26 protein-coding genes are annotated in these 26,121 nt (G+C 68.2%); 12 read left to right on the forward strand and 14 right to left on the reverse strand.

Annotation, left to right across the window (positions count from 1 at the left end):
• Positions 1–315: 315 nt before the first annotated feature.
• From BAY61_RS18120 to BAY61_RS18130, 4 genes are all read right to left on the reverse strand, one after another.
• Positions 316–1,341 (reverse strand): site-specific integrase, encoded by a 1,026-nt coding sequence (locus BAY61_RS18120; protein WP_091808780.1) that lies wholly within the window; start codon positions 1,339–1,341, stop codon positions 316–318.
• A complete protein-coding gene (locus BAY61_RS32965; protein WP_185769979.1) occupies positions 1,338–1,817 on the reverse strand; it encodes a hypothetical protein in 480 nt (159 codons plus the stop codon). The genes BAY61_RS18120 and BAY61_RS32965 overlap by 4 nt, the downstream gene beginning before the upstream one ends.
• A gap of 229 nt (positions 1,818–2,046) precedes the next feature.
• On the reverse strand, positions 2,047–2,940 hold the full coding sequence (locus tag BAY61_RS18125; protein WP_091808782.1) for a TRM11 family SAM-dependent methyltransferase: 894 nt from the start codon (positions 2,938–2,940) through the stop codon (positions 2,047–2,049).
• Positions 2,940–3,572 (reverse strand): hypothetical protein, encoded by a 633-nt coding sequence (locus BAY61_RS18130; RefSeq protein WP_091808783.1) that lies wholly within the window; start codon positions 3,570–3,572, stop codon positions 2,940–2,942. Before BAY61_RS18130 ends, BAY61_RS18125 begins: the two co-directional genes overlap by 1 nt.
• A gap of 943 nt (positions 3,573–4,515) precedes the next feature.
• Between BAY61_RS18130 and BAY61_RS18135 the strand changes: the two genes are divergently transcribed.
• The 9 genes from BAY61_RS18135 to BAY61_RS18175 all read left to right on the forward strand — a co-directional run bounded on the left by BAY61_RS18135 (position 4,516) and on the right by BAY61_RS18175 (position 15,158).
• A complete protein-coding gene (locus tag BAY61_RS18135) occupies positions 4,516–5,181 on the forward strand; it encodes a hypothetical protein (protein ID WP_245865194.1) in 666 nt (221 codons plus the stop codon).
• A gap of 288 nt (positions 5,182–5,469) precedes the next feature.
• A complete protein-coding gene (locus BAY61_RS18140; RefSeq protein WP_245865197.1) occupies positions 5,470–5,712 on the forward strand; it encodes a pilin in 243 nt (80 codons plus the stop codon).
• A gap of 2 nt (positions 5,713–5,714) precedes the next feature.
• On the forward strand, positions 5,715–7,709 hold the full coding sequence (locus BAY61_RS18145; protein WP_091808788.1) for a TrbL/VirB6 family protein: 1,995 nt from the start codon (positions 5,715–5,717) through the stop codon (positions 7,707–7,709).
• Positions 7,709–8,722 (forward strand): PrgI family protein, encoded by a 1,014-nt coding sequence (locus tag BAY61_RS18150; protein ID WP_211323621.1) that lies wholly within the window; start codon positions 7,709–7,711, stop codon positions 8,720–8,722. The genes BAY61_RS18145 and BAY61_RS18150 overlap by 1 nt, the downstream gene beginning before the upstream one ends.
• Before the next feature lie 3 nt (positions 8,723–8,725).
• Entirely contained in the window at positions 8,726–10,597 is a 1,872-nt protein-coding gene (locus BAY61_RS18155) for a VirB4 family type IV secretion system protein (RefSeq protein ID WP_091808791.1), read from the forward strand.
• Complete coding sequence (locus BAY61_RS18160; protein ID WP_091808792.1) at positions 10,594–11,799, forward strand: hypothetical protein; 1,206 nt, start codon at positions 10,594–10,596, stop codon at positions 11,797–11,799. The genes BAY61_RS18155 and BAY61_RS18160 overlap by 4 nt, the downstream gene beginning before the upstream one ends.
• Positions 11,800–11,824: 25 nt before the next feature.
• Entirely contained in the window at positions 11,825–13,216 is a 1,392-nt protein-coding gene (locus BAY61_RS18165) for a type IV secretory system conjugative DNA transfer family protein (RefSeq protein ID WP_094168496.1), read from the forward strand.
• Positions 13,217–13,263: 47 nt separating this feature from the next.
• Complete coding sequence (locus BAY61_RS18170) at positions 13,264–14,184, forward strand: replication-relaxation family protein (protein ID WP_091808796.1); 921 nt, start codon at positions 13,264–13,266, stop codon at positions 14,182–14,184.
• Between the two features lie 26 nt (positions 14,185–14,210).
• The gene (locus BAY61_RS18175) at positions 14,211–15,158 is read left to right on the forward strand and encodes a M23 family metallopeptidase (RefSeq protein WP_091808797.1); all 948 of its coding nucleotides are present in this window, start codon (positions 14,211–14,213) and stop codon (positions 15,156–15,158) included.
• Positions 15,159–15,435: 277 nt separating this feature from the next.
• On the opposite strand, the gene BAY61_RS18180 is transcribed toward BAY61_RS18175, so the two are convergent.
• Positions 15,436–15,873 carry a hypothetical protein gene (locus BAY61_RS18180; protein WP_091808799.1) on the reverse strand — a complete coding sequence of 146 codons (438 nt, stop codon included), beginning with the start codon at positions 15,871–15,873 and terminating at the stop codon, positions 15,436–15,438.
• Between the two features lie 294 nt (positions 15,874–16,167).
• Here BAY61_RS18180 and BAY61_RS18185 point away from each other — a divergent pair, with 294 nt between their 5' ends.
• Positions 16,168–16,755: a hypothetical protein gene (locus BAY61_RS18185; RefSeq protein WP_091808800.1), complete on the forward strand. Its 588-nt coding sequence runs from the start codon at positions 16,168–16,170 to the stop codon at positions 16,753–16,755.
• 492 nt (positions 16,756–17,247) lie between these two features.
• Entirely contained in the window at positions 17,248–17,556 is a 309-nt protein-coding gene (locus BAY61_RS18190; protein WP_143021425.1) for a hypothetical protein, read from the forward strand.
• A gap of 586 nt (positions 17,557–18,142) precedes the next feature.
• Here the strand turns inward: BAY61_RS18190 and BAY61_RS18195 are convergent.
• The 6 genes from BAY61_RS18195 to BAY61_RS18220 all read right to left on the reverse strand — a co-directional run bounded on the left by BAY61_RS18195 (position 18,143) and on the right by BAY61_RS18220 (position 23,534).
• Positions 18,143–18,400 carry a hypothetical protein gene (locus BAY61_RS18195; protein ID WP_091808803.1) on the reverse strand — a complete coding sequence of 86 codons (258 nt, stop codon included), beginning with the start codon at positions 18,398–18,400 and terminating at the stop codon, positions 18,143–18,145.
• Positions 18,401–18,417: 17 nt separating this feature from the next.
• Entirely contained in the window at positions 18,418–18,687 is a 270-nt protein-coding gene (locus BAY61_RS18200; RefSeq protein ID WP_091808805.1) for a hypothetical protein, read from the reverse strand.
• 785 nt (positions 18,688–19,472) lie between these two features.
• Entirely contained in the window at positions 19,473–22,307 is a 2,835-nt protein-coding gene (locus tag BAY61_RS18205) for an AfsR/SARP family transcriptional regulator (RefSeq protein WP_091808807.1), read from the reverse strand.
• Positions 22,304–22,714: a hypothetical protein gene (locus BAY61_RS18210; RefSeq protein WP_091808808.1), complete on the reverse strand. Its 411-nt coding sequence runs from the start codon at positions 22,712–22,714 to the stop codon at positions 22,304–22,306. Before BAY61_RS18210 ends, BAY61_RS18205 begins: the two co-directional genes overlap by 4 nt.
• Entirely contained in the window at positions 22,711–23,127 is a 417-nt protein-coding gene (locus tag BAY61_RS18215; RefSeq protein ID WP_091808810.1) for a TadE/TadG family type IV pilus assembly protein, read from the reverse strand. Before BAY61_RS18215 ends, BAY61_RS18210 begins: the two co-directional genes overlap by 4 nt.
• Positions 23,124–23,534 carry a TadE/TadG family type IV pilus assembly protein gene (locus BAY61_RS18220; RefSeq protein WP_245865199.1) on the reverse strand — a complete coding sequence of 137 codons (411 nt, stop codon included), beginning with the start codon at positions 23,532–23,534 and terminating at the stop codon, positions 23,124–23,126. Before BAY61_RS18220 ends, BAY61_RS18215 begins: the two co-directional genes overlap by 4 nt.
• 170 nt (positions 23,535–23,704) lie before the next feature.
• Between BAY61_RS18220 and BAY61_RS32970 the strand changes: the two genes are divergently transcribed.
• On the forward strand, positions 23,705–23,986 hold the full coding sequence (locus tag BAY61_RS32970; protein WP_143021426.1) for a hypothetical protein: 282 nt from the start codon (positions 23,705–23,707) through the stop codon (positions 23,984–23,986).
• 21 nt (positions 23,987–24,007) lie between these two features.
• Here BAY61_RS32970 and BAY61_RS18230 read toward each other — a convergent pair whose 3' ends face one another.
• The 3 genes from BAY61_RS18230 to BAY61_RS18240 form a co-directional block, all read right to left on the reverse strand.
• Entirely contained in the window at positions 24,008–24,256 is a 249-nt protein-coding gene (locus BAY61_RS18230) for a hypothetical protein (RefSeq protein WP_091808813.1), read from the reverse strand.
• Between the two features lie 64 nt (positions 24,257–24,320).
• A complete protein-coding gene (locus tag BAY61_RS18235) occupies positions 24,321–25,229 on the reverse strand; it encodes a type II secretion system F family protein (RefSeq protein WP_091808815.1) in 909 nt (302 codons plus the stop codon).
• Entirely contained in the window at positions 25,226–26,116 is an 891-nt protein-coding gene (locus tag BAY61_RS18240) for a type II secretion system F family protein (RefSeq protein WP_245866229.1), read from the reverse strand. Before BAY61_RS18240 ends, BAY61_RS18235 begins: the two co-directional genes overlap by 4 nt.
• Positions 26,117–26,121 lie beyond the last annotated feature (5 nt).

Raw genomic sequence — 26,121 nt, forward strand, 5'->3', positions numbered from 1 at the left:
CACCGCTGCCGGGCAGTTCCCACCGCCGGTGTGCGGGGATGGCGGTCGAGGGCGTGGATGAGTAGCACGCGGTTGGCGGAGTCGAGCACGAGGATGCTGGCAGCTGGTGCAGGCTGGCGCTCTGCGGCAGATCCTCGCGGTCGCCGCCTGCCAGGAGTTGCCGCGTCAAGCCACCACACTCGGCCCCAGCCTGGACGTGTGGTCATTCTTGCTTATAAATGAGGCCGATGAAATGCGCCGATCAATTTCCCGTTGACATGCGGCAAGCCCAGGCGACGCCCAGGTTCGCAGCATCGAGAGCCACATACCATCCCGTCATCGTTTGTCGGCGCAGCTCACGGCAACGGCCGGATGTGGTTCACCGGTCAGCGCGGCGAGTGCAGCGGCGACTTCTTGTAGGTCGGCGCGGACGTAGGTCGATGTCGTTCCGGCGTCGCTCTTGCCGTCGTGTCCGGCGTAGGCGCGGGCGACGGCGTAGCCGAAGTTGCGTTCGACCCAGGTGAGAGTGGTGTGGCGAAGCCAGTGGGTGCTGACTTGCTGGGTGGCAACCCATGGGAGTCTGCGCCCGATGCGTTGCCACAAGTGGTCGTAGCGTCTTGCGGTGATCGGTCGGCCGTTGCGGTAGCGCAGAAGTTGCGCTGACGGCTGGCCGTCTCCTCGCTGTTCGTGGTGGCTGATCAGATGGCGCATCAAGGTAGGTGAAACTGGTTGCCAGCGCACGGTCTCGCCCTTCTCCCGCAGCCGCACGAGGGACTGCTCCGGGTCGAGATCTTGCGGCCGGAGCGCGAGGGCACCGCCCCGGCGGCACGCGGTCTCGGTATGCAGACGCAGCAGAAGCAGATCGAGTTCGGGATCGCTGCCGGTACTTCCCGCGGTGTAGTTGATCTCGGCTAGTCGCGCATCGGGAATAGCCCGTCGGGTGCTGGCCAGCCTTCGCGGCTTGGCGACCCGCTTGGCGGGGTTGTCGCTCAGCAGTTCGTCGGCGATGGCGTGCTGGTACAGGCAACGCAGGGAAGCGATGAGGTGCTCGGCGGCGGTGCGGCCGCCTCGTGAGTTCTTGCGGACCACGACTTGGTGCCGGACGTCTTCGGCGAGTTGCTTGATCTCCAGCGGGGTGGGTTCGTCGATGCGTCTGTCTCCCCACGCTTCCACAACCCGTCGCCAGTATGTGCTGTAGACGCGGCGAGTTCCGGCGGGCACGGCGTCAGAGACGCGAGTGACGTAGTCGCGAATCAGAGGCATCGCCTCACGGGTGGCGGAGGGCGCGGCAACAAGTTCTTCGGGCTTCACTCCGAGCCGGGCAAGTAGCAGGCGGGCTGCGTTGATCTCCGCGTCATTCATCGCGCATCCCGATGACGCAGAGTCTCGTGGTAGGCCAGCAAGCTGGCTTCAACGGACGAACCTGGATAGACCGCCAGGAGGTCGCGCACTGGTGATGCCGCGACGAGCAGACGTGCGCCGGTGTCGAGGCGGCAAGCATGGCGGATGGGCGCGGGCAGCCGAAGGTGTCCCTGATGGGTAATGGCATTCGGTCCGGCTGACCGTGTAGCAGCGATGACGGCACGTCCCACGGCCGTGATGGTGATCGCGCTGCCTGGCGTCCAGCCGAGAGCACGTAGGGGCGAGCGGTCTGCCAGTCGCCCACGAGCATCCATCGTCGTCACGACGAAGTAGAGCGCGCTGCTCTGCACAGATTCGAGCAGCGCGGCTACGGGAAGACTCTTCGTTTGCTGGCGTGTCTGCGGAGCGCCTGGCCTCAGAGTGGACAGGATGTGGTCCTCGATGGACTGCGGTTGCTCATCCTTCGCGCGCATCATCAATCCCTCGTGGAAGTTTCGGAGACGCCTGGCATCGCAGTAGCCAGGCGACAGCTCGTCGCGGCAGGGGGGGGTGTCCTGTCGCTCCGCTTGGCCACAACTTGGTGGCCGCGGCTCGCGGTCTCCTGTGTGCCGGTCCACTCGGCACACAGGAGACCCCACGGAAAGCACGCCCCGGGGCGGGACGCCTACTCAGGTAACGTCCGGCCGGTTCCCGAGGACGCTCACGCTAATGCTGAGCCGTTCGAAGAATCAGGATGTCTTCGTGGGCGATGACCCAGGCGGGTATGCCGCGGTCGCGGAGTTTGCGTACGTAGTCGAGTTGGAAGAACGACGAGCGTGGGACGAGTGTGCCGTTGCGGAGTCCGGCGAGGAGTCCGACGCAGCGTTGGACGGGGTGGAGTCCGGCGTTGATTGCCGCGTCCAAGGTGAGTGCGGGGAAGTCGATGAGTTCGCCGTCGAGGCGGAAGGGTCGGGTGGTGATAGCGACGACTCCACCGGGGCGGAGTAGGGGGATGGCGCGGCGGAGGATGTCGGTGAACCCGCGCAGCAGCATGGGCAGGCTGCGGTGGGCGAGGTTTGCGCGGTCACGGCTGTAGCGGTGGTCGTGTTTGCGCACCGGGCGGTGCCCGGGCGCTTTCACCTGGCCGTGAACGTTGGATCCATACGGCGGGGAGGTCACCAGTAGCGCGGCCCGCCCGGCGTGGCGGTCGGCGAGGGTGGGCAGCACCTGGCGGGCGTCGCCGACACATACCTCGCCCCTGCCGGTTCCGCCGTTGTCGGCGGCGAGGGCGAGGTTGGCTTCGCTGACCTCAGCCCACCGGTTTTCGTACTCGATGCCGAGGGCGTCGCGTCCTTTGTGGACGGCTTCGACGAGGGTGGTGCCGACCCCGCACATGGGGTCGAGGACGAGGTCGCCGGGTGCGGTGAAGGTGTCGATGGCGTGGCGGGCGATGGCGGGCAGCATCTTCGCCGGATGGGCGGTCGACTCGGGCACGTACCGGGTGCCGCGCTGGGCGCGCGGGGCTTGTTGCGCGGTCGGCCACACGGTGACCGGTAGTTCGACCAACGCGTCGCTGCCGCGGGTCAGCGGGTGGTGCGAAGTCGGCTCGTAGGTGTTCATCAGGCGGCGCCTCCGAGGTCGGTGTGGAACACGAGCAGGTCGGTGTGGGCGTGGGTGTGCACCGTGTCGGCGGGCAGCGTGACTGGGGCTGGCGGAGTGGGAATGAGCAGCCGCTCGCCGTGGACGTGGGCGAGCACGGCGATGATGTGCTGCAGGTAGGACAGTCCGGCGTTGGTGGCTGCGGTGACCACGGCGCCGGTGTGGTCGGCGAACCGGCCCTGCCCGGCCGGGTTCCGCGTGGCCACGGCAAGCACTCCGCCGGGGGCCAGCCAGCGCGCCCAGGTGGTGTAGGGCTGGCCGTCAGTGGCGATGCGCGGGACAGGCAATTCAGCGACCAGCAACAGGTCCACCGAACCGGGTTCCGGCGTTCCTGCTCCCCCACCGGGCCGGCCGCGCACGCCATCGGCGGTGACGGTCTCGGGGTCGACGCACAGGACCCGTCGGTCGCCCACGGAGTCGGCGACGGCCGTCATCCGGGCGGCGTCCGGGCCGGTGACCGCGACCGTGTTCCCACGGGCGGTGAAGGCGGTCACGGCCTGGGTGACAAGGCCGCGGGTGAGGCCCTCGATCAGTGGTGGCAGGCCATGCTCGTCGGCCGGTTCGGGCGCGCATAACCAAATTCCCAACGGCACGGATGCACTTTTTCGTGACCGAGGTCCGGGGTTGTCGTCAATTTCTGTTGCGGATTCCGGCGAGATGGGAACAACGCTCATCGGGAGTGTCCTCGCAATTCGCGGTTGCGGGCTCTTACATAGTTCTAAAGGGGGGTTTTCGTGCCGGATTTTGCAGACGAGTTTCAGATTTCACCCCCGAGCCGCGAAGTCCCATGGCTCGGCGTGAGGTGGTGACCGGCGTTGTGGTCTGCCGACAGCAGCGACGTGTCGGCGGCGTGCGCGGTGGCGACACGTCAGCGTCCGTCGGCGTCGCGCACGCGGTTCGGCACGTTCGACGTCGACTGCGCCGCAGGTTCGTACATGCTGTCTGTCAGGCACTCAGCGCGAGGCCGTCGCCGGGGCGGCCGACGGTGTCGCGACATGGCCCGCAGGGTGCCCGGCGAGTCAGCCGCAACCGTCGTTAAACGCCACCTGGCGATTCAAAGTTTTTCGCGGCGCTGGACGCGTGTTCGGGCACCACGCGAGATGTTCCTTGCGGATTCCTTGCACCCCAGGCCGGACCGGCATCAGCATCCGATCGACTACGGGCGAGGCGCGATCAGGGAGTCCCTTGCGGTTTCATTGCACCTCCCGTTTCAAGATCAACAGGGAAGGTTGGTGCAAGCGGTCTCCGGCGGCATGGACGGCGTCACGTTCACGCCGCTCCCGCTCGCCGCATCGTGCGGGTTCGGCTCGCACCAGGGAGTCCGCGATGCCGATCACACCACCCCCCGACGCCCCTGCTCCAGGGCCATCTCGTGTCAATGGCCTTCGTCCTGGTCGGCACGACCACGACCACGAGTCCGTCGAGTCCACCTCGGCGATGGACGCCGCGGAGTCGGCGTTCCGTCTGTTGTGCACTGGTCCGGCTCCGCTGGCCCTCGACTGTGCCGCGATCGGGCACGGGCTTCCGCGGAGGCGGGTGACGTTGATCGAGTTGCGCAACCTCCTCCTGGCTAAGAGGACCGCGAAAGCCGCACGGGATGCGGTGTGGCGCCAACTGGTGATCGCCGCGCAAGCCCATGGCGCGGCGTGGGTGCTTGGTGCGGTCGGCGTTGGGCTGCCTGGGCTGAGGAGGGCCGCGGGGAAGCTGATGAAGGACTACACCGGCGACCCTGACGACATCGATTCCGAGGTGTTGGCAGGCTTTACCGCCAGACTCAAGACGATCGATCCGGACGCTGGGTCGCTGGCCATACGGCTGATGCGGGAAGCCCAGATTGCCGGTGCCAAGGTGCGCACGGCCGAGCTGGACTACGCCACTCGCACGAGGCCGCAGTGGGAATCGTTTGAACCACGCCAGGCCGATCGCGGACACGAAGACCTGGTGCTCGCCGAGGCGGTCCGCGACGGGATACTCACCGGCGAGGAAGCTTCGCTCATTCTGTCGACGCGCCTGGACGACATGCGTCTACACGAGGTCGCAGACCAATTGGGCGAGTCGTATTTCCGGGTCTTTCGTGCCCGACAGAGGGCCGAATCTGCGCTCATTTCCTGGCTCAACGCCAGACACACACGTAAAAAGGCGGAAATCTGCGAACAAAGTCAGACTCCGTCTGCAAAAAATCGACCTGAAAACCCCCTTTAGAACAGTGTGAGGGGAATCAGGTCGAGAACCGGGCAGACCCGCGCCACGGCAGCTGTTTGCCGTCGCCGATCGCAGCGCGCCGCGGGGTCGGTGGCTGGCTCCCTGGTTCCTTTCACCTCCGCTTCGCGCACCCGCCACCGGCGTCCTCGGGAGGGATTCTGGATGTCTCTGCGATCACCATGTCACCCTCGCGGTGCGCGCCGTTGCACGCTACGCACCGCTGCCCTTCTCGGCACCCTCGTTGCGGGACTAGTTGTGGCAGCGACACCTGTGTCGGCCGAGTCTTTCGTGCTCGCGCAGCCGGGGTCGCTGCATCAGGTCATCGCGAACCTGCGCGACGTGCTGATCGGTTTCCTGGTCGGTTTGGCGACGCTGTTCCTGACCATCGGTGGCGTCCGTTATCTCGCCGCAGACGGGGATCCGGGCGAGGTCGAACGAGCGAAGAAGAGTCTGCGTAATGCCGCGATCGGCTACGGGCTGGCGATGCTCGCGCCGCTGATCGTCACGCTGCTGCAGAACGTGGTGGGCTGACCATGACCAAGCCCACCACCTCAACCACCGGTGTCCCGAGTGTCCGGGCGCGGCGCAGGGCGGTCCCGTGGCTGCGGGGCGCGGTGTTGGCGGCGCTGGTGTGCGCGTTCGTCGCAGCACTCGTCGGCGCCACCGCCGGGCGGGCGGACGCGGAGCCGCCGGTGTTGCCGCTGCCGCCGGTGGATAGCGCCGACCCGGAGATCCCGCTCCCGCCCTCGACGCCGGACCCGACAGACAATCCGGTTCCGCTGCCATTGCCCCCGGTGTCGGACTGGCCGGACCAGCTTCCGCCACCGCCGAACCCGGATGGACCGTCTCCCTCGGTTCCTGCGCAGCCGCCGCCGATCGTGGTGGACCCCGATCATCCGGTGGCGCCGCCGCCTCCGGCCCAGCAGCAGGGGCCGCAGGCTCAGACCGAGTCGACGGACTGCGGGTGGCTCGATGTCGTGTGCAAGGCCGGGCAGGCGATCAACGAGTGGTTCACCGGCCTGGTCACCTCCGCGATGGACCCGGTGCTCGACCTTGTCGGCCGGACCTCGATGACCACGCCGAACCTTGCGGACAACCCGCAGATCGCGCAGTTATGGGACATCACTCGATGGGTTGCGAACTCGCTGTTCATCTTGTTCGTCATCATGGGCGGGATCGTCGTCGCCTCGCACGAGACGCTGCAGACCCGGGTCACGCTCAAAGAAACCCTGCCGCGGATTGTGGTCGGTTTCGTCGCGGTCAACGCGTCGCTGTCGCTGATCGGGCTCGCGGTCAACTTCGCCAACGGGATCGCCACCGGCATCCTTGCCGGCGACTCCTCAGGTGGCATCACCACCGGGGTGAAAGACGAGCTTCACCGCCAGCTCGACCAGGGCGGAATCTTCATGGTCCTGGTCGCCCTCGTAGTTCTCGTTCTGGCGGTGGTGCTGCTGGTGTTGTTCGTCCTGCGGATCACGATCACGATCGTCATCGTGGTCGCCGGGCCACTCGCCTTGGTGTGTCACGCCTCCCCCTACACCGAGGGCATCGCCAAGCTCTGGTGGCGGGCACTGTTCGGGGTGCTGGCGATCCAGATTCTGCAAGCGATCACGTTGATCGTGTTCGTGAAGGTGTTCTTCGTCCAGGGCACCTCCGGTCCCGGCTCCACTGAACTGCTCGGTGTCTCGGGCGGGCTGATGAACCTGGTCATCTCAGTCGTGCTGCTGCTCATCCTGATCAAAATCCCGTCCTGGGTGTTGCAACAGATCGGCCTCGGTGGGCGCTCCCAGGTCGCCTCGATCGTGAAGTACGCGCTGCTGGCAAAGGGGCTCGGGATGCTCGGCGTCGGCAAGAGTGCGGCTGCCACGACCGCCCGTCGCGGTTCCGGCGGTGCGTCGACACGGCCGCAGGGTCATGGTCCGGCTCGCGTGCTTGCTGGCGGTGCGTCGCCTCGGCAACGGGGAGGTGCGACGTCCGGCGCCGGTGCGCAGCGGATGGCCCATGGTGCGGCGCGGGCGGCGCGGGAACGGGCGGCTCGGGCGTGGGCCGCGCCCACGCGCATGGCCCGCGAGGCGCGGGCTGCCTCCCGTGACCGCAGGCAGCCGCTCAGCGACGGCGGGTTCACTCCGGCCTCCGGCGCCTACGTGCCCGTGTCGAGGGCGACCACGTCGTCGGCGGTGAGCGTGGCTGCGCCCATCGAGTCGACCCGCTGGGGTTCGCCGGACCCCCGACGCCACTCCCCCACCACAGGGACACGGTCGGCGGGATCGTCGCGCGCGGCGACCGCGAGCCAAGCCCGCGACCGCACCCCCGGCGCACCAGCCCGCAACACCGCTACGACCCCGGCAGCTCGCCGACGTGTCTCGCCGCGTGCGCACGCACCCACGTTCCAGGCACCCGGCGGCTCGCCGTCCACGCCGAGCCGCAGCGCACGCAAGAGCACTGGTGGTTCGGGGCATCAGCTGGGCGCGCCGCGCGCCGGGGCGGCGAAGCCAACACCACGTACTCCGAAGAAGGGAGGTCGCTGATGCGCGGCGACGAGGAGGTCCCGATGTCGGCGCGGGTGCCCGCCGATGTGGAGAAGCCGGACAAGATCGTATTCGGCTTAACCGCGCGGCAGGCCGCGATCCTGGGCGTGACCGTGCTGCTGCTGTGGGGCTTGTATCAGTCCACGCACACCGTCGTGTCGCCGGTCGTGTTCGGCGCGGTGGCGATCCCGGTCGCCGGGCTGGTGTTCGCGGTGGTGACCCTGCGCCGGGACGGACAGAACTTGGATGCGTGGCTGCTGGCCGCACTCAAGCAACGACGCGCCCCGAAGCGGTTGGTGCCCGCCGACAGCGTGCGCGGGGACATCGTGCCCGACGCACCGGCGTGGGTCGCGGTGAAGGCCGGACCACTGCCCGCGCCGCTGCGACTTCCGGCGGAGGCGATCTCGACCGAGGGTGCGATCGACCTTGGTTCGCAGCATGGCACCGCGCATGCCGCGGCGTGCTCCACGGTGAACTTCGGACTGCGCACCGCCGGGGAACAGAACGCGCTCATCGGTGGCTTTTCCCGTTGGCTGCACTCGCTGTCCGGGCCGGTGCAGATCGTGGTCCGCGCCCAGCGCCTCGATCTGGAGCCCTACCTCGATGTGCTCGCCGACGAGGCAGGCGGCCTGCCGCATCCCGCGCTGGAAGCCGCGTGTCTGGGGCACGTGGAGTTCCTGCGTGACCTGTCGCAGTCGCGGGATTTGTTGCGCCGCCACGTCACGGTCGTCCTCCGCCACCCCGCCACCGGACGACACGGCCGCGACACCAGCGGAGCGCAGGCCCTCGCGCGGCGCGCGCAGGACGCCGCCCGCGCGTTGCGGAGTTGCGAGGTCGTGGTCGCTCCGCTCGACGGTGCCCAGGCCCATGCGGTGCTCAGTGCTGCCGCCGACCCCAACGGCGGGCCGCAGGCCACCCGCGCGGGCACCGCCTCCGGCGTCGTCACCGCCCACCACGACCTACTCCACACCGCCAGCCCCGCCGCGGGCCGGGCCGAGGACCTGGAGGTCTAACCCATGAACCCACAGAGCCCCAGCGGACTTCTGCGTCGCGCCGCGCGCCGCGTACTCGGCCGCGCTGCCTCATCCGGGGCGGCCGGGACGAGTGCGGTGGCGGGGCCGGACGCGGTCGAGGTGGGACCGCGGTGGTTGCGCGTCGGGGACGGCTACGCCGCGACCCTCGCCGTCACCGGATACCCCGCCGAAGTGGGCGCGGGGTGGCTCGAACCTCTCCTGTCCTACCCGGGCCGGGTGGATGTCGCGGTGCACATCGATCCGCTGCATCCGGCGACCGCGGCGAAGCGGCTGCGCAAGCAGCAGGGTCGCCTGGAGTCCGCGCGCCGCTCCTCTGCGCGGGACGGCAAGGTGGACGACCCGGAGACCGAGGCCGCCGCAGCCGACGCCGCGGACATGGCCTTCGCCCTCGCCCGCGGCGAGTCGAAACTCTTCCGCGTGGGGCTGTATCTGACGGTGCACGCACCCACGCGCGAGGATCTCGACGCTGACGTCGCAGAAGTGCGATCGCTGGCATCGAGTCTCCTTCTGGACGCGCAACCGGCGGCGTGGCGATCGGTGCAGGGCTGGACCTCCACCCTTCCCCTCGGGGTGGACCTGTTGGGGATGCGCCGCACCCTCGACACCCCCGCCCTCGCGGCCAGCTTCCCCTTCACCTCCCCGGACTTGCCCGCCACCGACCCGTCGCCACACGCGCCGCTGACTGGTCGCCTGTATGGCGTCAACGCCTCCAGTAACGGGTTGGTGTTGTGGGACCGCTGGGGGCAGGACAACTACAACTCCGTCACCCTCGCCCGCTCCGGGGCGGGTAAGTCGTACTTCACCAAACTCGAAGCGCTCCGCTCGCTCTACCCAGATCCGCACCGGCCCACCCCGGAGGGTGAGGTGGGGGTGCAGGTGTTCGTCATCGACCCCGAAGACGAATACCAGCGCCTGACCGAGGCGGTCGGCGGCACCTACCTCCACCTCGGCTCACCCGAGGTACGGCTGAACCCGTTCGACCTTCCCCCCGGGGCGCAGCACATCCCCGACGCGTTGACCCGCCGGTCGCTGTTCATGCACACGCTGCTGTCCGTCATGTTCGGCGAACCGCTGTCACCGCAGGAACGGGCGGTGCTCGACCGGGCAGTCACCGACACCTACGCCCGGGTCGGCATCACCGGTGACCGTCGCACGTGGAGCAGACCCGCGCCGCTGCTAGCCGACCTCGCCGACATGCTCACCGCAGACAGCGACCACACCGGCGACCCGGCCGGTGCCGATGTGGCGGCGCGGCTGGCGCCGTATGTGTCGGGCTCGTTCTCCGGGTTGTTCGACGGTCCGACGACACGCGCGCCGGACGGGCATCTGGTGGCGATCTCGTTGCGGGACTTGCCCGACGAGGTGAAGTCGGTCGGCACGCTGACCGCGCTGGATGCGGTGTGGCGGCGCGTGCTCGACCCCCACCACCGGCGCCGCCGGTTGGTCGTGGTGGACGAGGCGTGGTTGCTGATGCACCAACCGGAGGCCGCGAAGTTCCTCTACCGGCTGGCCAAGAGCGCCCGCAAGTACTGGGCCGGACTGGCATTCGTCTCCCAGGACGCCGGAGACGTCCTCGCCACCGATCTGGGAAAGGCAATCGTGTCCAACGCCTCCACGCAAGTCCTGTTGCGACAGTCCACTCAGGCCATTGACACCATCGCCGAGGCGTTCCGCCTCTCCGATGGGGAACGCGCCTACCTCCTCGCCGCGGCACCAGGCGAAGCGCTGTTGCTCTCCGGCACGAACCGGGTTGCCTTCCACGCCGTGGCCTCCGACGCCGAGGACGAAGTGATCACGACCGATCCCCAAGCCCTGGCCGGGCTGGACGCTGACGAGGAGGACCTCGAACCATGAACACACCCTCCACCACCGCCCCGACGCCCGGGACCGGCGCACTCACCACCGCCGTGGAACGCACCTACGCGTGGATACAGCAGCATTCCGTGCTGCTGTACGTTCTCGCCGCTCTCGCCCTCGCCTGCCTCATCGTGCTGGCGAGCCTGCGGCGCGCGGCGCGGCGCCGCTGGTACGCGGGAGCGCGGGTAGTGACCGTGCTTCCCCCTGCCGGACTCAACCCCGCCGCGGCGGTGGCGGGAGCGCGCCGGTTGTGGTGGGACCTGCCCGGCCTCGCCCCACCACGCTGGAAACGACTCGTCACGGGGGTGCCGCACCTGGCCGTGGAGTACCACCTCACCGCAGGCGATGATCTCGCCGTCCGGTTGTGGCTGCCCGGGCCGGTACCGACGGCCCGGATCGAGGCCGCGCTCCGCGCCGCCTGGCCCGGCGCCCTCGTCCTCGACCACACACCCAGCAGCGAGCTGGCGGTCACACCTGGGGCGGGACTGGTGGTCACCGGAGGCACCGTGCGCCCGGAACGACCCGAGCATCTGCCGTTGCGTATCCCCGAGCCGCGCGACGAGTCGGCCGATCCGGTGCGCGCGTGGGAAGCGGTGACCGGGCAGCTCGCCGAGGGTGAGTCGGCGGTGGTGCAGATCCTGGCGCGGCCCGCGGTCGGACGCCGGGTGCGCCGCTACCGCCGCACCGTGGACCGGTTGCACTCCGGCCGCCCGGGGCGCCGCTCGGCGCTGGTGAGTTTCGTATCCGTGCTGGTGCGCGAGTTACTGGAGATCGTCACCGGCAGCACCTCCACCACCGCCCACGGAACCAGCACGGGTGCAGCACGGCGGCTGGATCCCCAGCAGACCGAGGAGCTGCGCGAGATCCGGGCGAAGAAACGACAACCGCAATGGGAGGTCGCGCTGCGCTACTACGCCGCCACCACCGCCCACGGCGCTGAGGCCGCCGACCGCGTCCGTGGGATCGCCGACTCGCTCTTCGGCGCGTTCGCGGTCCTGGCCGGCCACAACGCGCTCGCCCGACACCGGCTGCCCAAACCCCGAGTCGTCGTCACCGAGGCGCGGCGGCTACGCCGGGGAGCGCTGCTCTCCGCTGGGGAACTGGCGGCGCTGGCACACCTGCCCGCTCGTACCGAGGCACTCGCCCATGGCCACGCCCGCAGTGTGCCCGCGCCCCAGCACACCACCCGCCGCCTGTAGTTCTCCGCCATGGGAGGAGTTGTCGTTGCCCGCCACACCGAAGTCCGCATCGGACTCCGCCGCGACTGGGCCGCCGAGGCTCACGCTGCGTCCGGCCGGTGATCGCCGACGCCGGACTCCGAAACCACTCGGCATCACCGACGCCGGGCCAGCACGCAGGGTCGTGCTGCCCGTGGTCGACGCCCGCCACCACCTGCACATCGCGGGCACGACCGGTAAAGGCAAGTCGACCGAGCTGCTGCACCTCGCGCTCGCCGACATCGAGGCCGGGCGCGGGATCGCCGTGATCGAGCCCCGCGGAGACCTGATCCGGGATCTTCTCGACCGGATGCCCCACGACGCCGGTCAGCGCCTCGTCCTCATCGACCCCGACGAAGAGATCGCCCCTGCGGCGCTGAACGTGCTGGACCCGGCTGGGCTCGGCGGCGAGACCGTCGCCGAGCACCTCGTGTCCACACTGCACCGCCTCTACTCATCCTGGTGGGGACCACGCGTCGAAGACACGCTGCGCGCCGCCACCTACACCCTCACCGGGCGGCCCGGCTCCACACTGGCCGACATTCCCCTGCTGCTCACCAACTCCCGCTTCCGCACAGAAGCCACCCGCCGCATCCGGCGCGAGGACCCCACCGGGATCGGGGCGTTCTGGAACGCCTACGACAAGCTCACCCCCTCAGCCGCAGCCCAGCAGGCCGGTCCGGTGCTGTCCAAGCTGCGCGCGGTCACCGTCCGCCGGTTCGTCGCCGACCTCTACGGCACCGCCACCAGCTCGTTCGACCCGGCCGACGTGCTCGACGGCGGCATCCTGCTCGCCCGCCTCCCCAAAGGCGAACTCGGCGAAGACTCCGCCCGGCTGGTCGGATCGCTGCTGGTGGCCTCGCTGTGGCAGGCGGCGATCGGGCGCTCCCACCAACCCGAGCACACCCGCGCCGACGCCACCATCCTCATCGACGAGGCGCAGAACTTTCTCAACCTGCCCACCCCGCTCGGCGACGCGCTGGCCGAGTCCCGCGGCTACCACGTCGGCTGGGTCCTGGCCCACCAGCACCTCGACCAACTCACCCCCAGCCTCGCGCGAGCCCTGGATGCCAACGCCCGCAACAAGCTGTTCTTCGGTGTCTCCCCCGACGACGCGCGACATTTGGCCGCGCACATCGGCCCGCACCTCAACGCGGGCGACCTCACCCGGCTGGCCCGCTACCAAGCGGCGTGCCGGTTGTCGGTCGACAACCGCGACACCACCGGCTTCACCCTGCGCACCATCGCCCCACCACCGGTGATCAACGGCCGGGGCGACGAACTCCGCGCGGCGGCCCGTGCGCACGGCATCGACCGCGCCACCCGCGACCGCGCCCGCAGCCGCCGCACCTTCGCCACCCGCGCCCCACACCACAGCACCGACCTCGACCTCGACTGAGGCAACCAACTGGTCGTCACCGCGAAGACCGTCACTGGAGGATTTCTATGCCTGACACCGGAGAAACATCCGCACCGAGCGTTCCAACGCGTCGGCGAGTACGCCCTCGGACCAGGATCGCCGACCCGGTCGAGCTGGCCTCCCGGCTCACCGAACGAGACCGGACCCTGCTGCGACTGTTGGACGAGCACCGGGTCCTTACCAGCACCCAGATCGCCGACCTGCTGCCCTATCCCAGCCTCAACCGGGCACAGCGTCGGCTGCTGCAACTGTGGCATTGGCACGTGCTCGACCGCTTCCGCCACCCCTCCGCGAACGGCACGCTCACCGGCTGGCGCTACACCCTCGGCGTCGCCGGACACGGCGTCCTCGCCGCCACGCGCGGCCTCACCCCACCCCGGCCGAACAGCGTGCGCGAACAGGTACTGCGCCTGGCCACCAACCCCCGACTCGCGCACCTGCTCGGCATCAACGACGTCGTCGCCGCACTGTCGGCGCACGTTCGCACCAGCGACGACGCGGAACTGCGGTTGTGGCACGGCGAACGCTCCGCCACCGCCGACTGCGGCGGCCTGGCCCGTCCCGACGCCCTGCTCGTCTATCGCGAGCACGGCAACCAACTCGTGGCCTGCTACGAACACGACACCGGCACCGAACCGCTCACCCGCGTCATCGAGAAACTCGACAGCTACGCCGAACTCGCCCGCGCGGGCGGCCCACACCCCGCGCGGAAAACCCAGCAACACCACGGATTCTGGGTCCTGTTCGGACTCCACTCGCCCACCCGGGAAGCCAACCTGCGCGAACGCCTGACAGCCATTGACGCCAGCCTCGCACTGGCGGACGGCGATGTCGGATGGCGTATCGCCACCGCGAGCGGCGAGGCGCTGCGCACTCCCGGAGGACCGGTATGGCTACCGATGCAGGGCCACCACCGTAAGCGCCTTGCTGACCTCGCCCGCATGTGAGCCCGCCGACAGAGGAGGAGAACCCGGTGAAAACCAGCGCGAAACTCGCCATGGGCACGTTCTGCGTCGCGCTCGCACCGGTGCTACTCCTTCCCTCCACCCTCGGCGCGGTCCTGAGCACCGATGGGGCTAGTGGCGACGGAAGCGGGGTCATCGCCTGTTCCCCCACCGGCACCGTGGCCGGGTACGGCCCCGACCAAATGGCCCATGCCGCCACCATCGTCGCTGTCGGCAAACAGCTCCAAGTGCCCGAATATGGCTGGGTGATCGCGATCGCCACCGCCATCACCGAGTCCGGTCTCCGCAGCCTCACCTACGGAGACCGCGACTCCCTAGGACTCTTCCAGCAACGCCCATCGATGGGATGGGGAACGCCCAAGGAGATTCTCGACCCCGCCTACGCGGCCAGGAAGTTCTACCAGCACCTGCTGGCACTCCCCCACTGGCAGCAGATGGATCTCGCTCCCGCCGCTCAAGCAGTACAACGCTCAGGTTTCCCCGACCGGTACGCCGACTACGAGCAAGCGGCACGGCAGATCGTCACCGCACTGACCGAAGTGAGCTGCACCCCAGCTCGTAACGGTGGCTGGGTCCCACCCACCACCGGACGCTGCACCTCCGGATTCGGGCCCCGAGGCGCCGAATTCCACCGGGGACAAGACATCGCCGCACCCATCGGAACCCCGATCGTCGCCGCCAACAGCGGCCGGGTAATCGCCTCCGGCCCAGCCACCGGCTACGGCCTATGGGTCCGCATCGAACACGACGGCGGCACCATCACCACCTACGGGCACAACCACCGCAACCTCGTCGCCGTAGGCGACACCGTTCAGGCCGGACAACCCATCGCCGAAGTCGGCAACCGTGGCCAATCCACCGGACCACACCTACACTTTCAAATCGAACCTGGCGGCCAACCCACCGACCCGGTCACCTTCTACCACCAACACGCATCGACGCTATGCACCCCATAGTGACCGACCTCCAACACTAGGCACATGGCCGTGAACGATCCAATCAACTGTCCATATAGGACGTCTTTTTGCAAGGAGCGTTCGCGACGAGCGAATCGAGAACGCGGACCGAACCTACGACCACCACCTCCGCCATCGGCGCGGCAACGGAAGTGGCGATGGTTGTCCGGCGGTGCAACGTGACCACACCACGACCGGACCGTGCTCAACGACGACCCCGAGTCGGGATGGGGTCGCGCCGTAGTCACCGTTTCGGCGACTACGGCGCGAGAAGGGATTACTGCCCCGTGTAGTGCATCGTGCCGATGACCCCACACACGATCTTGTCGCTGTCGGACACGAGATCAATTGCAAGGATGAATCGGGCACGGTCGGGCCGACGCGCCTCCACTCGGTTGTAGTGGCTAGCCAGCTCGAACACGCTACGGATCGTGTCCCGAACGACCGTGCGGTACGCCTCGGCCGATTCCCACGATGTCCTCGTCATCCCTGACACAATGACACGCAAAACGCCGACCGGACCAGACTCATCGGCCCGGACATCGAACACGGCCCTGGGGGCTATTCCGTCGTCACCCTGAACATCGAGGAGGTCCCGCATCAGCAACGGGGCCACCTCAGCCAACGGCCGATTGGCCGTTGCGTGGTAGTTATCGCCGATCAGGTATTCGACCTCCGGAGCGCCGGTCGCGTGCAGGGTGTCGGTATACGACATGGTTACGGTTTCCTTTCATAGGTGGATGTGTGGCCGTTGTCGGCCGGTCACCCCGGGCGGCGGCCGTCTGCCGTGCCGGGACCTACATCGACGCTCGACTCGTATGGGAATGTCAAGGGCACCAACGGGAAATGGTCGATCCAACAAGAAGAGCGTCTTGTTTGGACATACAGTTGACTTCACCGGGCGATCGAGGGTTGATGGACGTCATAGCCCGCTTCATTCGGTTGCACCCCCGGAAGACTCCCCGGGCATGAACATCCAACCCAGATCCGATCGAAGGAGTGCATCGTCATGCCACGCACCACCAAGACCACGAAGAGCACCAAGAGCACGAAGACCGCGGCCTCAGCGAAGGGGACCACCAACGGCAGGAGCACCCCGTCGGCAGCCGACCGATTGCGCGCCGCGCTGCGCCTCAACCCCGGCAGAACATCCCGCGAACTAGCCGAGTTGGCAGGTATCGGGGTATCGACCGCAAACAAGCACCTCTCCGCTTGGTCTAGCGTGGGGCAAGCCGTGCAGCTACCCGGCAAGGGCACCCCCGCACACAACGACCCCGTCCGCTGGGGGCTGCCAGTACCGATCGAGGTCAGCCCGAAGGCCACCAAGCGCGCCACGACAGCGTCGCGGCGCAAGACCGATACAGGAGCCGCTTCCGCACCGAGCGGCAGGCTACCCAAGGGCGCCCTGCACGGGCTGGTCGAGGACTTCCTGTCTGAGCCGGACCGGCGCGGTACCGCCTACACGGCAGGCGACATTAGCCGCAAGCTGGTTCGATCCTCCGGTGCGGTACGCAACGCACTCGACAAGCTTGTCGAGAAGGGCACCGTCGTACTAATCCAGAAGAAGCCGCGCTGCTACCAGCTCGCCACCGACTGACCCACCCGGGCCGGGGTGCCGCCGATAGCCCGGCGGCACCCCGGCCTGGCATTCCAGTCAGCACCCGACGAAAGAAAAAAGGCCCCTTATGCAGCTCACACCGCTCTACCCGCTACCCCTGCTCCAGGCCGCATCGCGGTGTCGGCCACGGTTCCGAACTCACCGTCGTGGCCGCGACCCCCGACGCCCACCGTCCCCCATGACCCCGCGCAGAGTCACCGGGCCCGCGATCGGGACCGGGTCGCGGATCAGCGTGCACGCCCGCGAAACCGGACGGCTGGTCGAGGACATCCGTTCCGCCTGGGTTACCTGCGCCACGTAGCGGCGGACTGCCCTGACCGCTAGTACTCGGGACAGCGATTGCCACGGCGAAGAACCCGCTCTTGCCGATCCGCGGCGGATCCTGGGCGTGGGTGCGTCCTGGTGCCCGACGTAACGCTTGAACGGGCATCTCCGACTGTTGATCAGGAGTATCAACATTAGGAGTCGCCAATGACTGTCGCAGCATCCGCACGCCCTGTACCGCTTCACCACATCGTGACGTGGCCAGCGGCTGTGGTCACTTTGGCGGCAGTGCTCTTCTCATTGCAGGCAGACGCGTTCGACTACCCTGTGCTTCTTACGCTCGGGGGGATCGCGCTCGTGCTCTCGATCCTTGCAGTACTTACATCGGCGTCGCGGCGGTCGCTGCTTACGATGGGCTTCGCGGGCGGAGCGCTCGCCTTGTCGGCACTTGTCGTGGTCATTGGTATCGACGCGGCGCTTACGTACAGCTACGTCGCCGATGTTCCCGGATACTAGTTCGCGCTCCCCCGTCGAACGGCGAGTTCAGAAGCTCACGGCCGCCTGCACGGCAAATGGTCCGTTTTCCGGCCTGCACCGTATTGTGCGTTACCTTCTCATCATCGCCGCAGGGTCCACTTTGGACTGTTACGGTTCGTTTTGAACGGTTAGCAGGTCGATTCGCATGTCATCTATTCCATTCCCCGTTGGGCCACCCCTGCACGCCGCCAAGCAACTCGTCACCTTGATCACACCAGCACACTCTCACCGGCTGACACTCGACCACCGCAACCCGAGACTGGAGGAGCTTCCAGCCTCGGGTTGCAGCACGTCGGGCTCCTGACGGACGGTTCCTGATCGACTACCGGCACTTGTTCACATCAGCGATCCGCCGTTTGGTTTCGCCGCTTGGGTCGCATGTCGCACAGCGCCATGCCACGCCGACTCGCGCGAAGCCGGAATCCGCCAGAGGCTGGGGAATTCGGTAACAGCACTCGTGGCCACACTCCAGGCGTACGATTTGGCTAACAATCTCGCCCGTCGCGGTTTCAGGACGTTTGGTTGTTGCGGTAGTCATCGGCTTTGCCTCCTACCCATAGGTCCACTATGGACTCTGATGTAGGTTGTCCTCGTCAGCGTCACAGCCAGGGCATGAATCGGTCAGGTAGTAACCATGCCCGCAATCGGTCCGGCTGGCGATATCACGGCCCGGTCCCCAGATGAAGTAGGTGGGGTACCGCCGGACATCATCCCGGGTGATCGCGCGGGCGAGCACGTCCCCCGGAGGCGCGGGGGCCTTCTCTACCTCGCGAGCCATGTACTCGCGGAGCGCCTTCATACCGGCCTTGAACTCGTCGTTCATTGTTATCACACCTTCGTTCATCCACTGTGGACACTTGTTGTTAGTTCGGGTTCGGCGGCACGCAGAGCGGCATCGAGCACCTCAGCGGGTGCGCCGCTGATCAGGGTTGTCCAGCGGATGAGCCGCGCCCGGTCGCCGGTAAGGGCGGTCACGGTGAGCGAACCTTCTCGGTCAGCGATGGTGACCGAGACCTGACCGCCGGGGCTTCGGAAGGTCTCACCGTTGTTGTCGGGCTCGAATTCGTAGGCTTCGAGCACCCGGAAGTAGTCGAACATGATCTTCGTCATGGCTTCCTCCCGAAAGTCGGCTGCGGTTTTCCGTGTGGGGGGGGTGTTGTCCCGGCTCTATTGTCAGGGCACATTTCGGCCGGGATACCCGATTGTTGGGTTTTGCGGTTTCCGTTTCCGCTGATAGTTCCACGCTAGCTCGGCGCACTGACGGAACACAATAGCGTGGCGCGGATTTTCCGATGTTTTTCTAGCCGCGTCGCGCGCCTGACATGCGAAAATGCGCGCATACGCGCGCGTACGTGACACGGGAACACGACAACGAGGACTACGCGGTCCTGCTGTTTATCGATGCCATTGTTTGTGTCGATTAATTCGACACAAACAATGGCAGAATCCGCAGGAGAGCGAGTGGCATGTGAGGCGAGGAGCCTGTTCGGAGTGATTATCGTGATCAGTCTGGCTCGTCGTCCGCGCGCCGCAAGGCGGGTTGACCTGGGAAGACAGGGAGCCGGAAGGGGTCAGTGAGGGGTCGTCCTTCAAGCGACGTGCCGTCGACGTCCACAACGACGCCCCGGCTGTCCCCTCGTTGACGCCGTCCTGGGTTGCCGTCTTGTCGGCGAAGTAGACTTCCATGGGAACCTTTGATTGCCCGGTAGGCCCCCGTTCCGGTTGTTCTGGAGCGAGTTGCATTTCCGCGCGGCTTCCCCTGTTCGTCGGGACGCTGCCGCTTGTTCGCTTCGACGGTTTGTGTATTGCCCCATGCGGGAGTCCTGTTTGCTGGGTGTTGGGTTTGGTTGCGCCTGAAGCGGAACACACCTTTATGTGAAGCGGAAGCGGTGAATTTAGCGCCGTGGGATAGGTGCTTTTTCCAGTAGTGCGGTGGTGGCGGGGTCGGGTTCGAGGTCGATGTCGCGGAGGTTGGCTTGCAGGTGCCGGTAGGTGGTGTGTGCGGCGTCGTGGCGGCCGAGGTCGCGTTGCAGGGCGATGGTGCGGCGGTAGAGGGCTTCGGTGTAGGGGTCCCAGGTGATGGCGACGGCGAGCGCGTCGAGCGCCTCGTCGGGGTTGTCGGCGCGGACGTCGCAGGCGAGGGCGACGAGGGCGTCGACGGCCTGGCTGCGCCAGTGTTCGGCGATCGGTTCGGCCCACGAGTACGGTGCGCCCTCGAGTGGCGCACCGGTCCGGCATAGGCGCGAGAGATAGCGAAGGGCCTCCAAGCGAGTGCCGGGATGGCTGGCGGTGCGGGCGTGGGTGAGGGTGTCCTCCAAATCCCAGACGTCGGCGGTGATGATGGCGGGGTCGAGGCAGTAGCGTCCGGATTCGGCGATGACGAACATGGCCTCGCTGGCTCCGGTGGCTTTGCGTAGGGCGGAGCGGCCGTGGGAGATGGCTTCGTGCAGCCGCGCGGCGGGTTGGTCGGGCAGCACGGCTTCGCGGAGCGTGTCGGCGGTGGTGCCGTGGTGGTGAGCGGCGAGGTAGGCAAGGACTTCGCGGGTGCGGGATCGGAGCCCGCGAACCTGTTGTTCGTGGGCTTCCACGCGCATGCCGCCGAGCAGTCGCACCACAACAGCTGCGCCGTCCTGGGCTGAAGTTACTGCGACTCCTGTGTTGTGCCGCGCGCTGGCTTCCTCGGAATCCACACGCTGGTCATCGCTGGTGTCACGGTCGTTCTCGCCCACGTCGTGATGGGTGTGGCTGGGCATGGGGGTGCGGGCTTCGGCCAGCAGGTGCCAGATCTCGGCGGCGTCGGCTGTGGTGAGCGTGTCGACGCGTGCTCCCAGCAGCGTGTCGGTGCTGGGGCCGTGGGCGGCGGTGATGGTGCCGTCCTCATCGAGGGCCAGGTGGATCGAGTCGCCGGCATCGTGAAGTCCGTGGTCCCCGAGGAACATGGTGTGGATGCCGAGGGGGCGGCCGTGGTCACTGATCGTGGCCCATTCCCGGCGATGGTGCGGGGATGGTGTCGCGGCGACGAGGAGCAGCGGCTGGCCGGGGTCGTCGCCCGGCTCCTCGTGGAGTTCGTCGGCGGCGAGCTGGTCGTCGTGGATCCTGGTACGGCGGGCGAGTTCCGTGCGCAGGTGTGCCAACGCCACGCCCTCGTCCTCGATGACTTCGACTCCGGGAATCCGGTGCAGGGCAGGCTGGTCGCCGGTGTCGGCGAGCAGCGCGGCAGGTGCGGAAGCGGCCAGTAGTGCCTGGGCCGGGTGGCGCGCATCGACGGCGAGCACGGCGGCCAGCACGGCGCGGGCTGCGGGCGCGGCCCCGGGGCCGGTCAGCGCGAGCCCGGGAGCGGCGGACAGGTCCAGTTGCCGCACGCCGGTGTCGGTGTGGGCGGTGATCACGGGTGCGGGCGGCGGCCAGACAGGTCGCCGCCCTGCCGCGAGGGTGTCGGCCGGGCCATCGTCGTGCCCGTCGTCCTGAGGTTCGGCCTCGTCGCGCTGGCTGGAGTGCACGGCGTGGTCGAGGGCCGCGATGGCCGAACCGGGCCGTGCGGGATCTGGAGGCCCCGGGTGGTGTGGCGCGGTGAGGCTGCCGGTGGGGTTGCGGCGGGCGCGGCGCCGTCGCCGGACAAGGACGAGTAAGGCGACGATGCTCAGCGCTACGCCGAACCCGATCAGTCCGCCGCTGGGAAGCTGTACTGGTGTGCCGTGGTCCTGTCTGGGGTCGTGGGCGTCGTTCGGCGGCGTCGGCGGGGTGCTTGCCGGTGGGGGCGGCGGGGTTGGATGGGGCGGGGTGGGGTTTGAGGTGGCGGGGATGTGGATCTGCCAGCCGGGTAGAAGTTGGTCGGGATGGCGCAGGACGCGTCCGTCGGGTTGTGGAGTTCCGAGGGTGGCGTCGAACAAGGCGGGCCAGGCTTCCGGATTTCCCAGTTCGCGTTCGGCGATGGCAGAGAGGGTGTCGCCGGGTTCCACCGTCACGGTCCGTGCGCTCCCTTGGGCATCCGAGGTGTCCGGGGGAAGTTTCACGGCCTCCGGTGGCAGCAGGAGCACATCGTCTGGATGGAGCTCGTGGATGTTGGGGATGCGGTCGGCGTTGAGGCGTTCGATGTCGTGGAAGCGGCGGCCGTCCCCGAGGTGGTACTCGGCCAGTCCCCACGCCGTGTCTCCCTTGTGTACCAGGATTCGCGGACAGTCCGGCCGTAGGGCCGGGTCGACCCAGTTTCGGCTGGGCGTGCGGTGTTCCGGGGCGTTCGTTGGCTTCGGTATCGGCTCGACGGCGGTGGTGTGGGTCTGGTGTGGAGGCTGGGGCGGGGCGGTGGCCACGATGGGGCTGGCGGTCGTGGGCAGTGCGGAAGCGGTGCCGGAGGAGAGGAGTACGAGAGCGGCGGCGACGAGTCCGGCGATCCACCTGCTGCGCGGAACCCGGGCCAGGACGCCGCGGGCGGCACGGACTCCGTGCCGGGTTTGGCGGATCACTTCGGCGGTGACGGACAGGGTGAGTAGCAGCCAGCCCGCCCACGCCACGATGACCAGCAGCGTGACGAGGAGGTCGCCGGTCAGCCAGGCCCACCGCAGCGTGTTCCAGATCCGTTCGGGCCACTGGCTGATCGGAGCCGCTTGCGGCCAGTGGTCCGGGAGCAGCGAGGCTGGAGTGGCGCCGAGGGCAAAGAGTCCGCACGGTATCCCGGCGACGAACGCGAGCAGGGCCAGCGCGGCGAACACCCCGCGCAATCGGGCGGTCATGGCAGGCCGCCATCGTGGGTGCCGACGCCGAGTTGGGCGAGCGCGGTGCCGGTGGCGTGCACGGTGCTTCCGAGCAGGCCGATGGTGGTGGGCTCGGTGACGGTGACCGTGACGCGCACGGCGCGGGGGCCGGTGATGGTGACGTATCCGGGGTGTCCGGCGTGGGCGAGGTAGTCGGTGGCGGTGCGGGCGGCGGTCGCGGTGTCGACCGTGACGCTGGTGCTGCGGGTGTCGACGGCGGTGTTGGCCGCGCGGGCGGCTTCGGCTGCCAGGGCGTCGGCGCGGGCGATCGCCCGCAGTCGCGCGGAGCCGTCAACCACCAGCGCGAGGACCAGGAGCAGGGCGGGTATGAGGACTGCGATCATCACGCTGACCGATCCGTCATCGCCTCTCGTTCGGCTGGTCATGGCACGCCTCGATATGGGTCGACCGGGCTGGTGAAGGCGCTGCTGATCAAGCGGGTTCCGCCGGGGACGGGCAGGGCGAGATCAGCGAGCGGGACGCGGCAGGTCACGCTGGCCCGGACATGGGTGGCGCGTCCTACGGCAACCTGGCTGGCGTCGACGGACACGCTCGATTCCCGGCAGGTGATGCCTTCACGCGCCAGCCGTTCGCGGGCGACCTCTGTTCCCGCCTGGTGTGCCGCGACGGAGCCGCGGGCGATCGAGGCGGCCCTGGCCGCGGCGGTGGCGGCGTTGTCGACCGCCTGCTGGGCCGAGGACGTGCGTGCGCCCGCGACGATGAGCAGGCCGACGAAGAGCACGGTGGGCACGAGGACGGCGGCCTCGACGCTGACCGAACCCTCGTCGTTCCACTTCACGAGTCAACTCCGACAGCAAGTGGCACGGTGAATCGTTCCTTGCTGGCCTGCGCGCTGACGTCGATCCGGATATCCAGCCCCGGGATCGGAAGAAGCCGAGGCGCGCTACCTGCGACGGTGACCTGGACGGTCTCCGCGGTAACCGTGGCGTCGACATCGACGGCGGTGAGCGCGCCGTTTCCGGCTCGTACGGTGACCGAGCGAGCGGCGTCGACCGCAGCCGAGTGGGTGGCGCCGACCGGACGTCCGGCGTCGACGCCGACCTGTGCTGCTTGAGCTGCGATAGCGCGTGCGTGCCACCACAAGCCGCCCTGCACGGCGGACAGGATCAGCAGCAGGATGACGGGGAACAACACGGCGAGCCCGACCGATTCCGATCCGGTGTCCTCGCCCAGAAGCCGGTGCATCACCGTGCTTCCGCAGGGACTGGTTCGCTCCCCATGGTTGTCGCGCCGTTGGCTGCAGGGTCAGGTACGCGTCGGGCGTTCGTCGGGGGCACCGCTGGTTTGTCTCGTGTGGACGGTTTCCGGCTCGCGGTGCGCGACGGGCGTTTCTGTCGCTTTGGGCGGGGTGCTTGGTGGTTGGTGAGCCATCGGGTGAGGTCTGCGGCGGGGACGTCGGTGAACTGGGCGAGCTCCTCGACGCCGATGATCGAGCCTGCCTCGGCCAGTGCCTCACCGAGTTCACGTTCGATCTCGGCGAGTTGCACGGCGACCGCGTCCCGGCGTTGCGCGAGTTCGCCGACGCGCGTCGCTACGGCAGCCCGTTTCGCGCTCCGGGCGGCGTCGGCTTCCTCAATGCGGCGTTCGATTTCCTCCGTAGTAGCCATCCTTGGTTCCTTCCATCGTTGACATGCTGAGAAAGTGGATGTCGGCGCTGTTCATTCGAGTTGGCCTTGGTATTTCTGCACCACCGCGCGGATGGCGGCGCCCAGCCCGATCACCACCGCGAGACCAATCGCCACGAGCACGGCTTTTTCCACCGATTCCGAGCCGCGATCACCGGCTGCACGCACCCGCGCCCACCGGGTCTCTACCTGGGCAGCCAGCGCCATCGCGACACTGGCAAGAACCAGGAGCTTGCTGTGGCACCACTGCACTCTGGTGTCCACCCGGACTGTCTTCGGCATCGGTATTGCCCTCCTTCGACATCATGTCTGGACCTGTTGCGCCGCACGAGATTTCTCAACTCGACTATGTCCCTCCTATGAGCAGGCGAATCATGGCCGGGTACATCACCAGGAGCAGGAAGGCGATCAGGAGCAGGGCGACCGGCAGCGCGAGCCGTTGGGAGCGGGCGTTGGCCTCGGCTTTGTCGGCGGCCAGCGCGGCAGAACGCAAGGCGCTGGCCTTGGTGATCAGGCTGGTGTACACCGCTGCGCCGTCCGCGGCTGTCGCGGCGATGGCGGCCAGGTCCGCCAGCTCGGTCACCCCCATCCGTTTTCCTAGGTGTGACAAGGCTTCCCAGGGCGGCTGGCCCGCGCGCATCGCCCGGCCAAGGGTGCGACCGATCCGCGCGAACACCCAGGAATCACTGATCTCGGCGGCTTCGCTCAAGGCTTGCGCGGGCGCGCGTCCGGTGGCGCGTTCCTGTGCCACGAGATCGAGATAGCTTGCGGTGGCGCGGCGGAACTCGTCTCGCGCTCGAGCAGCGTCCTCACGAACAGCCAGGACCGGCACGACCGAGCCCAGCACGGCCGCGATCAGGACGGCCAGCACCACGACAAGACCAGAGGGGGCGATGCCACCGAACCACGCCACGCCCGCCACCGCGATCGTGCTCGCGGCAGCACCGGCGGCCCAGGTGACGCGGCGAGCGACATAGCGCTCCGGCGTCAGGTCGAGGATATCGAGATCGGCCGGCGGGATGCCCCACCATCGGTTGCTCGACCGCGCCGCGTAACCGGCCAACCCTCGTAGTCGCCGTGGCCACCAACCGACTTCGTGCTCCGTGTCATCCACACCTCTCGCGTGACGGTCATCCAGCATCGCCACGGCTGCGGCAACGTTGACGGGTGCGGGGCGGAGCAGCGCCACGATCACGCACACGACCGCTCCGCCCGCGACGGCACCGATCAACACGGCGGCAACACCGATACTCATCGCAGCACCTCGTGGTGCGGGTGTTGCGGTTTCGCTGTGCCGACGGGAGTGCGGGCGCTCGCTCCGAGCAGTCGGGCAGGCCGCCGGGTTCGGATCAGGATGTGCATCCACCATCCCGCCGCGCACAACACGCCCCCGATCCCGGCCAGGACGAGTTGTCCGAGCAGACCGTTGTAGGGGGTCAGGAACTCGCCCGCGAAGAACATCAAGCCGAGCAGCATGACGGCGGTGATGGCGAGGATGGTGCGCACGTCGGTGCGGGGTTTCGCGCGGTCGGCCTCGATGTCGCGGCGCGCGACCACGTCGCGTTCCAGTGCCGTGGCCTTACTGTCCAAAATGGCGGCCAGTCCGCGCCCTCCGGCGCGGGAGCGCATGATCAGCGCCAGCACGACTTCGTCGGCGGCCACATCAGCCACGTCGTCTGCGAACGCGCGGAGTGCGGGTTCCAGGCCACGGGTTCGGACTCGCACGGCCAGCGTGTCGATCTCCGTGGCCAGCGCCTCGGGAGCGTTCCGCGCCGAGACGACGATGGCTTGCTCCAGCCCACCAGCGCCCGAGGCGAGAACATCTCCCAGCCGTCGCACCCAACTCGCCAGGGCATCCAACCGGGCGATGAGCTGCTGCGCCTCTTTGCCGCGGGCGAAGGTCGGTACGGTCATTCCGGCGAGGACGACGAGAATCGCCGCGACGGGCCAACCCGTCGCCCACCATGCCAGAACCCCCAGGGCACACGCGACCAACCCCCGCCGTACCGGCAGCAGGGTGGCGAGGGTGCGCCGAACCCGCCCAGGTTCGCGACCAGGTTCCGCTGTGGAGGGCGGGACGAATGCCAGGACAAGGCACGTGATCGCCAGTGCGGCCACCACGCCCAGCAGGCTCGACCACATGCTGA

The sequence above is a fragment of the Prauserella marina genome (genome assembly GCF_002240355.1).
GTDB lineage: Bacteria > Actinomycetota > Actinomycetes > Mycobacteriales > Pseudonocardiaceae > Prauserella_A > Prauserella_A marina.

Coding starts and splice junctions, on each gene's coding strand:
- BAY61_RS18120 (WP_091808780.1), bottom strand. CDS start 1,341: ATGAATGACGCGGAGATCAACGCAGCCCGCCTGCTACTTGCCCGGCTC.
- BAY61_RS32965 (WP_185769979.1), bottom strand. CDS start 1,817: ATGATGCGCGCGAAGGATGAGCAACCGCAGTCCATCGAGGACCACATC.
- BAY61_RS18125 (WP_091808782.1), bottom strand. CDS start 2,940: ATGAACACCTACGAGCCGACTTCGCACCACCCGCTGACCCGCGGCAGC.
- BAY61_RS18145 (WP_091808788.1), top strand. CDS start 5,715: ATGACCAAGCCCACCACCTCAACCACCGGTGTCCCGAGTGTCCGGGCG.
- BAY61_RS18150 (WP_211323621.1), top strand. CDS start 7,709: ATGCGCGGCGACGAGGAGGTCCCGATGTCGGCGCGGGTGCCCGCCGAT.
- BAY61_RS18155 (WP_091808791.1), top strand. CDS start 8,726: ATGAACCCACAGAGCCCCAGCGGACTTCTGCGTCGCGCCGCGCGCCGC.
- BAY61_RS18160 (WP_091808792.1), top strand. CDS start 10,594: ATGAACACACCCTCCACCACCGCCCCGACGCCCGGGACCGGCGCACTC.
- BAY61_RS18170 (WP_091808796.1), top strand. CDS start 13,264: ATGCCTGACACCGGAGAAACATCCGCACCGAGCGTTCCAACGCGTCGG.
- BAY61_RS18180 (WP_091808799.1), bottom strand. CDS start 15,873: ATGTCGTATACCGACACCCTGCACGCGACCGGCGCTCCGGAGGTCGAA.
- BAY61_RS18185 (WP_091808800.1), top strand. CDS start 16,168: ATGCCACGCACCACCAAGACCACGAAGAGCACCAAGAGCACGAAGACC.
- BAY61_RS18190 (WP_143021425.1), top strand. CDS start 17,248: ATGACTGTCGCAGCATCCGCACGCCCTGTACCGCTTCACCACATCGTG.
- BAY61_RS18195 (WP_091808803.1), bottom strand. CDS start 18,400: ATGAACGACGAGTTCAAGGCCGGTATGAAGGCGCTCCGCGAGTACATG.
- BAY61_RS18200 (WP_091808805.1), bottom strand. CDS start 18,687: ATGACGAAGATCATGTTCGACTACTTCCGGGTGCTCGAAGCCTACGAA.
- BAY61_RS18205 (WP_091808807.1), bottom strand. CDS start 22,307: ATGACCGCCCGATTGCGCGGGGTGTTCGCCGCGCTGGCCCTGCTCGCG.
- BAY61_RS18210 (WP_091808808.1), bottom strand. CDS start 22,714: ATGACCAGCCGAACGAGAGGCGATGACGGATCGGTCAGCGTGATGATC.
- BAY61_RS18220 (WP_245865199.1), bottom strand. CDS start 23,534: ATGCACCGGCTTCTGGGCGAGGACACCGGATCGGAATCGGTCGGGCTC.
- BAY61_RS18230 (WP_091808813.1), bottom strand. CDS start 24,256: ATGCCGAAGACAGTCCGGGTGGACACCAGAGTGCAGTGGTGCCACAGC.
- BAY61_RS18235 (WP_091808815.1), bottom strand. CDS start 25,229: ATGAGTATCGGTGTTGCCGCCGTGTTGATCGGTGCCGTCGCGGGCGGA.
- BAY61_RS18240 (WP_245866229.1), bottom strand. CDS start 26,116: ATGTGGTCGAGCCTGCTGGGCGTGGTGGCCGCACTGGCGATCACGTGC.